The following is an 11,287-nucleotide window of genomic DNA, read 5'->3' on the forward strand; positions in this document are numbered from 1 at the left end:
ACACCGATACGGTCGTGGTCTTTAGGGCGACTATCGAAGGCTATAAATTCATGCGTTGCTTTTCACCTTCTAGCCATGCATAAAGAGTTTGCAGTGTTTCTTCAAGAGGGCGGCGATTACATTTTGCTTGCACTTGGTCTATTTCGTAATACTTACGACCATCAGGGCGCCTTATCATCCTCACACCCATCGTGACACGCTCTGGCGCAGTGACTTTGAATACTTGATATTCATCGTTTAATACTCGTGCATGGTAAGCGCCTACACAGTGGCGCTGTTCTTCACCTTCATCACGTAATTCGAAATAGCTTGTTAACGGCTGAATATATTCAGTACCAGTAAAGACTATCTGATACGGCTTTTTATGGGTCGGACACGGTACATAGTGCTTACGGTTTTGAGCTCGAATCCAGCTATCGTGTAATGTTGAAACATCTTCGATGGTGCGTAACTTACGTAAATAACGCATAGGTTCAGCTAAACCTAAATTAACCCCCATCATTAATGTGTCATTGAGTAACGTTGGCAGTTTAACCCTGCTTTTGAGCTTGCTCTCAGATAAATTAATCGCAAGGTTTGATCCGGTTAACCCCGGTAATACCATATCAAGCTGTAATGACTGATGAGTAATAATAGGGTAATGGCTAAACAGACGGTAACGTTCAGCAATTGGATGCAATAGACGTGTTACTAAGGTATGGCTTGAACGCGTATCAAATGTAATATCGAGACGATCTAAAAAGCGCAATGCTGCTTTGCTGTGCGAAAAGCCGAGTATACGTAAGATTTCTCGTTGACCGTATTGGCAAAGCTCTAACGATTTTTCACGATCTAAAGGGTATTCATTGCAGATTAAATACAATAGAGCAGGGCGCAATTCAAGAAGCTGACGAGCATTTCTATTGGAAGCTGCCAAGCTCAGCATATAAATTGAAGTTTCAGGGAATGGCTTTACACGGTCTACAAGTAGCGGAGGAATAGAAGCAATCCATTCATCACCACCAGGAGTAAAGGCGATTTGATCGATAGAAAAACCAATATTTCCTTCTAACGATTCAATATCACCATTCGTGTATTCGCGCTTTAAAAGTAATTGCTGATCCCACGGCCATAATTTTAGGCTGAATTTAAAACCAAACGGTGTTAAATCGAGAACCAGAACTTGGCTTTCATCATTGATTGTTTGCGTGTCTTCAGCTAATCGCATTGTTCTGTCATTATGTTATTTATCTGAATTAAATCCCAGCGAGAATAGTACCTAGGATGCTTATATGCCCATTCAAGATGAAGGTTATCTCTGATGCAAGAGTCTTGATGTAGCTTGGGTATAGATACTAACAAAAATTAAGCGTATTTCTACGAATTAAATAGACATTTTTGTCAATGTATTGTTATTTTTATCGTTACATTCTAACGACAGTTAAAAAACGTTTGGGATAGCCACTTTTATAATAATTCGTTTCCGTTACACCGAAGTGCTTCTGCGATGATGAACTATGCACAAACTTGATTGAATCATTCTTTATTTCTGAAATGATTCCTGCGTGACCAGGTTTTCGTACACTAGGGTTTGTTCCTGTAAAAACAATTAAATCGCCGACTTGAGCATCTTTTAACGTCACTGATTGTGTGAATAGTTGAGGATACTCTGACGTCGTTCTTGGAATTTTAATGCTGTAATTATTATATATATAATGAATAAAGCCCGAGCAATCAAAGCCTTTTGGTGTAGACCCGCCCCATACATATTTTGTACCGATAAAACTACGTGCATAACTGACCATTTCTTGCTCATTATTTATTGGGCTATTAGCCGTTAAGTTTTGAGCTGCTGATATTGAAGACGCATTAGGGCTTTGACAGGCTGTTATAAACATAAGCGTAATAATACAGAATGAAAACTTAAAAGAATTTGGGGTGTTCATTTTAATATGTTCTTATATGTTATAAAAATAATGATTTAAGTCTGAAAAAAGTTATCTCTTAAATCCCTTTAAAATTGTAAAAATGCGGTATTAGTGCAAGACATTAATAGCATTGAAGATAGACTATCTAACGAAATAGTTGCACTTAATTTATTACCGCAGCTTATAAAGTCAGCTCCTGATGTGATTAGTTTTATCTTCTACATGATAATTTATAAAATGGTAGAGGATAATCTTGATAGTGGTAATGTTAACTACGTGGTACACGTGTTTCTGTACTTTTCGTCTATAACTTAGAGTGATACTGTATAAAAAATGGTAGTCTAAGTGCTTAAATAAATAGGCGTTTATGCCGTTTTTATGGTCATTTGACCGATGGTTCATTTTTAGAGGCGTGTGAGTTGACCGTTTTTCGCCGTTTTATATTGATGTTAGTAGCCTTAATACTAGGCACTCTTACCTCACAACCCGCTTTTGCGGCAGATATTACTATTTGGTATTCACATCAGTCCTCGCGATTTGTTGAAGGTTTAGTGCAGCGTTTTGAGCAAGAAACTGGCATTCAAGTGTCGCTAGTCCAGTTTAAGCCGAGTAAAATTAAAGCAGAACTTTTGCTCGGGGCTCAATACGGTGGCGTGCCGGATCTCGCTTTAGTACCGTCTGATTTTTTGGGTCTTTACCGGCAAATGCGATTAGAGCCAGTTTTGAAACAGTGGTTGAGTACTGACCTTAGCGAAGATGCATTAAAAACGGCTAAAGTCGATGATGCTTATTGGGGGGTGCCTGTTATTCAAGGTAACCACTTAATGTTGTTTTATAATAAAAAGTTTGTCGAAGAACCCGTAGCTAGTTGGCAAGAATTGATAAAAACATCTCAGCAATATCGAGATAATAACCTTATGCCAATTGGCTGGAATTATACTGATATGTACTTTTTCATGCCATTTCTATTCGCTTTTAATGGGCAACCACTAGATGGCGATATGATTACTTTAGATACACCTGAAATGGTTGAAGCACTTGATTACTATCAACAACTCGCTGTTCAGCAAGTTGTTGATAAAAAATGTAATTATAATTGCTCCCAGCAACGCTTGATTAAAGGTGAAGAAGCTTATGCAATTAATGGTGATTGGGCATATCAAGACTTAAAAGATGAAATGGGTGATGATTTAGGTGTCGCATTGTTGCCAACACTTAACAGCAAACCTATGTATTCAATGAAAAGTACGTTTGTCTTTACCCTTCCTGGTAAATTGACAAAAAACAGTGAGAGGGAAAATAGAATTGCAGCTTTCCTAACATTTGTTCAGCGTGAAGATAATCAAAAGTGGGTCTACCAAAATTATCATTTATTGCCTGTTCATCAAGCTTTATTTCAACAGGTCGTTTCTCAAGCAAAAGGTGATGAATTAGTGTTATTACAGCAGCTACAATTTGCTAAGCCGATGTCATCGGAAACAAACATGGCTATTGTTTGGGCTGCAATGGAAAAAGGTTATCAGCGGTTTAAAGATGGTTTATCAGCTAAAGAATCAGCACGGTACATGCAGAAGGTCGCAGATAAACAGAGCAAGCGGTTACGATGAAAATGAAATTACGGCTAAAGTATTCTCTCGCATCATTAATGATATTTATCGCAGTGATACCTGCGGTTATTGTTGGTGGTCTACTACTTAAACAGCAGACTGAAATTGAAACCAATTATCAGCGAGAAAAACTTGAGCGCTTAAGCAGCACATTAAGACAGGAATTTAACTATCGCTTTTATGTTTTATCAACCAGCTTAGATGTACTTTCTAGAGATCGCTTATTAGTTCAAGCGATGGACGACTTTTTTCTCACAAGTCATGTGCGTGAAACATTAGAGCCGTTAGTGAGTAAGGTGCCTTTAGTTGAATCGGCTTATTTGATTGATAGCGATTGGGAAGAGGTTGAGAATTACAACGGAATTACGAGTCAATCTAATTTCAATGAAATAATGCGCTATCTTGATGAACAATATGAAAAAAAGCTTTTAGAAAACGGCTATCAGTGGCTATTTACTTATGTCGATAAAAACCTCGTTTTAAATGAAGATAACCCCTCTGATGATGGGCTTATTGTTGTTGACCCCATTTATTCTTCAGTATTATCTGATGGGCTGCAAAGAAAACCGGTTGGATATTTAGTTGTAGTCATTCCGACTGAAAATATTAGTAAAATGTTGAAAATGTATTTGACTGGCGATGAAAAGGTTACGTTTTTACGTAATGAAAAAGAAATCTTGAATATTAAATCTGATGGGTCTTTGGGGAGTAACGGGTTACTAACGTTAAACCAAAAAATTAAAATTGATAGTGATTTAATTTCGAACCCGCTTGAATACGAGGTTAAGATCTCGATGGATAAAAAACCGGAAGAGGATAAATTTACCCATTCGCTTCAGATTATTTCTATTGTGGGTATCTGTATGGTTATTGTCGGCATATTTGGTGCAGCGATAACCTATCGTTGGGTAACGCGTCCTTTGGCTGCTTTGATGGTAATGGTAAGGTCGTACTCTCGTGGTGATTATGATCAGCGTGAGCGTAAGTTGCGCTTTTCTGAATTCTATCAAGTCGGGGAGTTATTTCATGAAATGGCAACGACGATTGAAGAGCAGCTTGAAGATTTAGCCTCAAAAAATACAGAGCTAAAACAGGCCAATAACCAGAAAGAAAAATATAATCGTCAGCTGATCAATTTTAATGACAAATTAGAAAAAAAGGTAGAGGAGAAAACAGAAGAATTAACGCTATCGCTTGAGCGAGAAGAAAGGCGCCGTGACATATTGAAATCCTTATTGGCGTTTAGCTCAAAGCTGCAGCAAGATGATATTAAATCGGTTGTGTTAGCTCAAGTTTCAAGCCTGTATCCTGAAGCTAATTGGGCACTAAAATTGAGTAAGCTCGACAATGACCAATGGCAATCAGACGGTATTGTTGAGTCTGCGTTATCTAAAGTGGATGCGGTTCAAAATAAAAAAGAATACTTTTTTATTCCAGAAATTAAATCATTACGCTGTTTCAATTTGATTGATTCTTCAGGGCAATTGTTAGGGTGTCTTATAATGAAAAGCGAGACGTTAGCAAGAACTGATTTCGAAATTGTTTCATTATTTGCACGTCAACTTTCCTCAGTAATTGAAGGACGAATATTAAATGCTGAACTTGAACGCATTGCCGTAACCGACGCATTAACAGAGTTACCCAATAGAAAAGCATTTGATAACGATTTTAATAACCATACAGAGCGATTAAAGCGTTACCCCGATCGACAATTTGGTTTATTTATTATTGACGTAAATAAGCTTAAACAAGTTAATGATGAATTTGGTCATTATGTGGGCGATGAATTACTAAAAGCAGTATCAGAATTATTGATAGGTGCTTGTCGTCAAACAGATAGAGTCTATCGTTTAGGTGGTGATGAATTCGCTATTTTGTTAGATGAAGGTCGCGAACAAGCTTGTCGTCACTTGGCTGCACGTCTGGAAGGTGTTCGAGGTCATACCTTTACGCAGATAGAAACGGGTGAGCTATTACCAATTCATTTTGCTTTAGGCTGGCTGAGCAGTGAAAGTATGTCCCCTGAAAAGATGTTCCAAGAAGCAGATAAAGCGATGTATGAAGATAAACAAGCCTACCGTAGTAATGACAGCGACCAGCCTTAATAAAACCACCCTGTATACCCAAGTTACCTCAAGATGCTCGTTTCAGCGAGAATTTGCTGGGCTTTAGGCAAGGCACTTATTTATAGACCTAGTCATTCTACGTTGAAAAGAAGTAACACCGCATAGAGCACAGCAAAACTCGCCCTTCGGGAGTGATTCAGCGTATCTACTTCTGTGTCAAATGTGCTTAAAAGGGAATGCCATTCCTACACACATTTTCCTTGAATTAAATCCGCTGATATCACTCTGAATCCTGCATCTTGAGGTAGCTTGGGTATATAAGATTTATAAAAAATGCAGATACAAGGTGGTTTTTAACAGCTTTCTAGTGGTTAGAAAACTCTTCGCCTCTTTCAATTTTAGCCATGCGATCATAAAGGATAACATTGACTGCAGCAGCTAAATTCATGCAACCTTTGGTTGGTACATAAATTGTATCGCGACAAAAATCTGTGATCTCTTTTTTTAACGTACCGTCTTCTGGTCCAAAAATATAGAATGCGCGCTCAGGGTGCTTATATTCTGGTAGTGGCTTTGCGCCTTCTATCAGATCAACAGCAACAGGCGTACAACCAACAGGAATGATGTCTTTTAACTCTTTAACACCAATCAGTGGAATATTATTGATGACATTTTTCGTATCGGTACAGAATTGCTTAGCAAGGTCATAACGTGTGCCAGTATAAAAAACAGAGTTAACACCATAACAGCCAGACGCGCGTAAAACGGAGCCAACATTTTCTGGTGTCTTTGGATTAAACAGACCTATGCAACTGTAACCTTTACTTTTTTTGCTCATAATGTACATCTTAACTGAAAAATTGAAGCGGATTATACGCGTTTTAAAATCAGGGGATTACAACTGAAAAAAGTGTGTGAATCCCTAGCACGTATAATATGGATACTGATAAAAAGACATAATAGATTTGTGTTTATTACGCTTTGAACAGCGAAGTTGCAGGGCTAATATTAACCGCAGCACTTCTTGAATTTTTTACCACTACCGCATGAACAAGGATCGTTACGGTTAGGTGTTTTATCGAAGGTTGTCGTTTTAGGCTTATTCAGTAAGCCGTTTAAATCAACAATGTTTTCTTCAACGTCAGCGTTTATTTCGATTGTTGCGAATAACGTGTTCTCTTCTAGAATTGCTTCAACTTCTAGTTTTCGTGCTTCAGTTTGTACGATAACAGAAATTGGGTTCTCTTCTGTACCAGGCTTAGCTTCACGCTTAGTGTTGTAACCACAGCTTGAGTGTTTAGGTTTTTTTTCAATGCGGCCTTTAAAGAAAAATTTAGACATTACGATTTCCTGTATACACGCATTTGCCCATTTGCTCTTAAAAGAAAATGGGAAATTTGAGTAAGGTGTTAATAGAAAAAGCCTGCTCAACAAGCAGGCTTTTCAAAATATTGGGCGTTTATATTACGAGTAACGCTGAAAATTCAGCAGTTTTATGCCTCGTCGCCATCAGTTGGCGATAATGTTAACGGGATCACAGCTTTCAAGCAAGTTTTCAGACGTTTTGAGCCTATATATTCTCACTATTAATTGATCATAAGTAGGCTATTTAAGGTTGCGATCAATTAATTACTTGTTGTTACCATCGTTACTTTATAAAAGATAAAGCACTGCGCTCATAAGTGACGTTAATCGGCGGGTTTGGAAAACATGTGGTTGCAACCGTTTTTGACTAAGCTTCATACAGTTTTAGGTTTTGCCTATTGATGCAATAGGTAATACCGAATATCACTGAAATCTATAAATGCTAACATCTTGAACAGCCAGCAAAACTGATTGCTACCTCAGATCGTCGATCTGTGTTAAATGGGAAATTTATATGGTTCAGCCAGAAAATAACGCGATTGTTATTTTTGGTGCGTCAGGCGATTTGACTCACCGAAAATTGATTCCAGCATTTTATCATCTCTATGCTAATGGGTTATTACCAGAAGATTTTGCAATTTTAGGCGTAAGTCGTACTGAATATAGTGACCAAGATTTTCGTGAAAAATTAAAAATTTCACTCACAGAAACAGAAAAGGTAAACGAAGAAACGCTAATTAAATTTTGTGAGCATTTATATTACCAAGCATTGAATACGTCAGAAGTGGCTGAATATGCGCTGTTAAAACAGCGTTTGGGTGATTTGAATGATAAGCATCATACCCAAGGTAATACTGTCTATTACTTAGCAACCCCACCAAGTTTGTATGGTGTTATTCCTGAATGTTTGGGTGCACATGGCTTAAACGACGAAACGCATGGTTGGAAAAACCTTATTGTTGAAAAGCCATTTGGTTACGATTTAGCATCAGCCAACGAGCTTGATGAACGTATTCATGCACATTTCAAAGAGCAACAAATTTACCGCATTGACCACTACTTGGGTAAAGAAACAGTACAGAATCTACTTGTATTTCGTTTTGCTAATGGGATGTTTGAACCATTATGGAACCGTAATTTCATCGAATATGTTGAGATCACGGCAGCTGAATCTTTAGGTGTCGAAGAGCGCGGTGGCTATTACGATGGCGCAGGTGCTGTACGTGATATGTTTCAAAATCACTTACTTCAAGTACTTGCTATGGTTGGAATGGAATCGCCTGCAGCAATCAATGCAGATTCTATTCGTGATGAAGTTGTGAAGGTTATGCAGAGCTTCCAGCCATTATCAGAAAAAGATTTAGAAAAGAATCTTGTGTTAGGGCAATACACCGATTCCACGATAAGAGGCGATCATCTACCAGGATACCGAGAAGAGCATGGTGTAGCAGATGATTCTCGAACGGAAACGTATGTCGGTATGAAGATGTTTATCCAGAACTGGCGTTGGAATGGCGTACCATTTTACGTCCGTACTGGTAAGCGTTTACCCACGCGTGTGACAGAAGTGGTTATTCACTTTAAGAAAACACCACACCCAGTATTCGGCACCAATGCGCCAGAAAATAAGCTGATTATTCGTATTCAACCCGATGAAGGTATTCTAATGAGCTTCGGTTTGAAAAAGCCAGGGGCTGGCTTTGAAGCTGAAGAAGTTTCCATGGATTTCCATTACGGTGATTTAGAAGAAACGAATATGCTTACCGCTTACGAGCGTTTATTACTTGATTGTATGAAGGGTGACGCCACGTTGTTTGCCCGAACTGATGCGGTAAAAGCGTGCTGGAAGTTCGTTCAACCTATTCTTGACTATAAAGAAAACCCTGAACATTTATTTGGTTATGCGGCAGGTACTTGGGGACCAAAAGAAGCGGATGAGTTATTACAAGGCGACGAACGTAATTGGCGCTTTCCGTGCAAAAACCTGACGAATACTGACTACTGTGAGTTATAGCCATGATGAATTACCGCGTATTTGAAACTCCCGTTCATGTTGTGCAGTCGTTAGCAGAAACAATGTTGGCATTTAGCCAAGAAGAGCGACCAGTCCATATTTCTCTCTCTGGTGGCAGTACGCCGAAGTTATTATTCAAGACACTAGCGCAATCTCCATTCGCAGAACAGATTGTATGGAATAACCTGCATTTTTGGTGGGGTGATGAGCGTTGTGTAGAGCCGACAGATACTGAAAGCAACTTTGGTGAAGCAAACGAACTGTTGTTTAAACATATAGCACTACCAAACGCTAATATTCATCGCATTCGTGGTGAAGATGAACCTGAGCAAGAATCTGCGCGTTTAGCCGCAGAAATGGATGCTGTTATTCCGCATAAAAACGGCTTACCTGCGTTTGATTGGATTTTGCTAGGAATGGGAACCGATGGGCATACCGCGTCATTATTCCCAAACCAAACGAACTTCAATGACCCAGCACTGACAGTGATTGCAGCACATCCTGAAAGTGGTCAGTTGCGTATTTCAAAAACGGCACGTTTACTTGAAAATGCCGATCGCATTACGTATTTAGTTTTGGGTGCCAGTAAAGCTGATGTCATCAGAGAAATTAATGATCAACCAGCAGAAGCATTGCCATACCCAGCAGCAAAAATTAAGGCCGTATACGGTCAAACAGAATGGTTTTTAGATTCAGACGCAGCCAAAGCGCTAGTGTAAAGGAGAGTATGATGAAAGGTGATATTGGTGTAATCGGTTTGGCTGTAATGGGTCAGAATCTGATTTTAAATATGAACGATCACGGTTTTAAAGTCGTAGCGTTTAATCGAACCGTCGCTAAAGTGGATGAATTTTTAGCGGGCCCTGCGAAAGACACGAACATTATTGGCGCAACGTCTTTAGAAGACCTTGTAGCAAACTTAGAAGCACCCCGTAAAGTGATGCTGATGGTACGTGCTGGTGATGTGGTTGATCATTTCATTGATAGCCTTGTGCCATTGTTAGATAAAGGCGACATCATTATTGATGGTGGTAATTCTAATTACCCAGACACTAACCGTCGCGTTGTGGATTTAGACGCTAAAGGTATTTACTTCGTCGGTACGGGTGTATCGGGTGGTGAAGAAGGTGCACGATTTGGGCCTTCTATTATGCCGGGCGGCTCTCCTGAAGCTTGGCCACATGTTAAGCCTATTTTTCAAGCAATCTCTGCAAAAACCGAGCAAGGTGAAGCGTGTTGTGATTGGGTAGGTAAAGATGGTTCGGGTCATTTTGTTAAAATGGTTCACAACGGCATCGAATACGGTGATATGCAGCTGATCAGTGAAGCATACCATTTCATGAAAGAAGGCTTAGGGCTATCTTATGATGAGATGCAAGCAATCTTTAAAGAATGGAATGACACTGAACTTAACAGCTACTTAGTTGAAATAACAGCAGATATATTAGGTTACCGTGATGAAGATGGCGAACCGCTGTTAGAAAAAATTCTTGATACGGCAGGTCAAAAGGGTACTGGTAAATGGACGGGGATTAATGCACTCGACCTTGGTATTCCGCTAACGCTGATTACTGAATCTGTGTTCGCGCGTTGTCTGTCTGCAATTAAAGATCAGCGTGTTGAAGCTGAAGCGTTATTTGGCAAAACTATTCAACCGATTGATGGTGATAAAAAAGAGTGGGTTGATGCACTGCGTCAGGCACTACTTGCTTCAAAAATCATCTCTTACGCACAAGGCTTTATGTTGATTCGTGAAGCGTCAGAAGAAAATAATTGGTCACTGAACTACGGTAACGTAGCACTTATGTGGCGTGGCGGTTGTATTATTCGAAGTGCTTTCTTGGGCAACATTCGTGATGCATACGAAGCGACACCTGATATTAAGTTCTTGGGTACTGACCCATACTTTAAAGATATCTTGGTAGATAGCTTACCGGCATGGCGTAAAGTGGCAGCGAAAGCAATGGAAGTGGGTTTGCCTATGCCAACAATGACATCTGCATTAACTTTCCTTGATGGTTACACTACAGGCCGTCTACCTGCCAACATGATTCAAGCACAACGAGACTACTTCGGTGCGCATACGTATGAGCGCTTAGATCAGCCTCGTGGTCAGTTCTTCCATACGAACTGGACAGGAACAGGTGGTGATACTGCATCTACCACGTACGATGTGTAATCTCGTATAATCGGTTCTTAATTTGTCACGTCCTAAAATACGTTGACGGTTTATTGATCGGCCAGTAGCGCTAGCTGCTGGCCTTTTTCATGCACTTCATTTGGCGTTTGCATACCCAAACTCAGATGCGGTCTCATATTATTGTAGAT

Annotated in this window: 9 protein-coding genes; 5 read left to right on the plus strand and 4 right to left on the minus strand. The window is 39.5% G+C overall.

Going from position 1 to position 11,287, the window contains the following annotated elements; genetic code table 11:
* Positions 1-40: 40 nt before the first annotated feature.
* Both C9J12_RS24650 and C9J12_RS24655 read right to left on the minus strand, forming a co-directional pair.
* The gene (locus C9J12_RS24650) at positions 41-1,207 is read right to left on the minus strand and encodes a PcfJ domain-containing protein (protein ID WP_107245125.1); all 1,167 of its coding nucleotides are present in this window, start codon (positions 1,205-1,207) and stop codon (positions 41-43) included.
* Between the two features lie 196 nt (positions 1,208-1,403).
* The gene (locus C9J12_RS24655) at positions 1,404-1,877 is read right to left on the minus strand and encodes a C40 family peptidase (protein WP_227876452.1); all 474 of its coding nucleotides are present in this window, start codon (positions 1,875-1,877) and stop codon (positions 1,404-1,406) included.
* A 449-nt stretch (positions 1,878-2,326) separates the two neighbouring features.
* Here C9J12_RS24655 and C9J12_RS24665 point away from each other — a divergent pair, with 449 nt between their 5' ends.
* On the plus strand, positions 2,327-3,514 hold the full coding sequence (locus C9J12_RS24665; protein ID WP_227876453.1) for a sugar ABC transporter substrate-binding protein: 1,188 nt from the start codon (positions 2,327-2,329) through the stop codon (positions 3,512-3,514).
* A complete protein-coding gene (locus C9J12_RS24670; protein WP_107245128.1) occupies positions 3,511-5,619 on the plus strand; it encodes a diguanylate cyclase domain-containing protein in 2,109 nt (702 codons plus the stop codon). Before C9J12_RS24665 ends, C9J12_RS24670 begins: the two co-directional genes overlap by 4 nt.
* Before the next feature lie 325 nt (positions 5,620-5,944).
* Here the strand turns inward: C9J12_RS24670 and C9J12_RS24675 are convergent, their stop codons facing one another.
* Positions 5,945-6,418 carry an RNA methyltransferase gene (locus C9J12_RS24675; RefSeq protein ID WP_107245129.1) on the minus strand — a complete coding sequence of 158 codons (474 nt, stop codon included), beginning with the start codon at positions 6,416-6,418 and terminating at the stop codon, positions 5,945-5,947.
* Between the two features lie 170 nt (positions 6,419-6,588).
* Entirely contained in the window at positions 6,589-6,921 is a 333-nt protein-coding gene (locus C9J12_RS24680) for a PBPRA1643 family SWIM/SEC-C metal-binding motif protein (protein WP_107245130.1), read from the minus strand.
* A gap of 538 nt (positions 6,922-7,459) precedes the next feature.
* On the opposite strand from C9J12_RS24680, the gene zwf reads away from it, so the two are divergent.
* The 3 genes from zwf to gnd are packed head-to-tail and all read left to right on the plus strand — an operon-like array spanning position 7,460 to position 11,138.
* Positions 7,460-8,959 carry a glucose-6-phosphate dehydrogenase gene (gene zwf, locus C9J12_RS24685; RefSeq protein ID WP_107245131.1) on the plus strand — a complete coding sequence of 500 codons (1,500 nt, stop codon included), beginning with the start codon at positions 7,460-7,462 and terminating at the stop codon, positions 8,957-8,959.
* Positions 8,960-8,961: 2 nt separating this feature from the next.
* The gene (pgl, locus tag C9J12_RS24690; RefSeq protein ID WP_107245132.1) at positions 8,962-9,678 is read left to right on the plus strand and encodes a 6-phosphogluconolactonase; all 717 of its coding nucleotides are present in this window, start codon (positions 8,962-8,964) and stop codon (positions 9,676-9,678) included.
* An 11-nt stretch (positions 9,679-9,689) separates the two neighbouring features.
* Entirely contained in the window at positions 9,690-11,138 is a 1,449-nt protein-coding gene (gene gnd / locus C9J12_RS24695) for a decarboxylating NADP(+)-dependent phosphogluconate dehydrogenase (RefSeq protein ID WP_107245133.1), read from the plus strand.
* Positions 11,139-11,287 lie beyond the last annotated feature (149 nt).

Source organism: Photobacterium frigidiphilum, from assembly GCF_003025615.1.
In the GTDB taxonomy this organism is placed as follows: Bacteria; Pseudomonadota; Gammaproteobacteria; order Enterobacterales; family Vibrionaceae; genus Photobacterium; species Photobacterium frigidiphilum.

Excerpts from the sequence above, each read along its gene's own strand:
- C9J12_RS24650 (WP_107245125.1), bottom strand. The coding sequence starts at position 1,207 with ATGCGATTAGCTGAAGACACGCAAACAATCAATGATGAAAGCCAAGTT.
- C9J12_RS24675 (WP_107245129.1), bottom strand. The coding sequence starts at position 6,418 with ATGAGCAAAAAAAGTAAAGGTTACAGTTGCATAGGTCTGTTTAATCCA.
- C9J12_RS24670 (WP_107245128.1), top strand. The coding sequence starts at position 3,511 with ATGAAAATGAAATTACGGCTAAAGTATTCTCTCGCATCATTAATGATA.
- pgl (WP_107245132.1), top strand. The coding sequence starts at position 8,962 with ATGATGAATTACCGCGTATTTGAAACTCCCGTTCATGTTGTGCAGTCG.
- C9J12_RS24655 (WP_227876452.1), bottom strand. The coding sequence starts at position 1,877 with ATGTTTATAACAGCCTGTCAAAGCCCTAATGCGTCTTCAATATCAGCA.
- C9J12_RS24680 (WP_107245130.1), bottom strand. The coding sequence starts at position 6,921 with ATGTCTAAATTTTTCTTTAAAGGCCGCATTGAAAAAAAACCTAAACAC.
- zwf (WP_107245131.1), top strand. The coding sequence starts at position 7,460 with ATGGTTCAGCCAGAAAATAACGCGATTGTTATTTTTGGTGCGTCAGGC.
- gnd (WP_107245133.1), top strand. The coding sequence starts at position 9,690 with ATGAAAGGTGATATTGGTGTAATCGGTTTGGCTGTAATGGGTCAGAAT.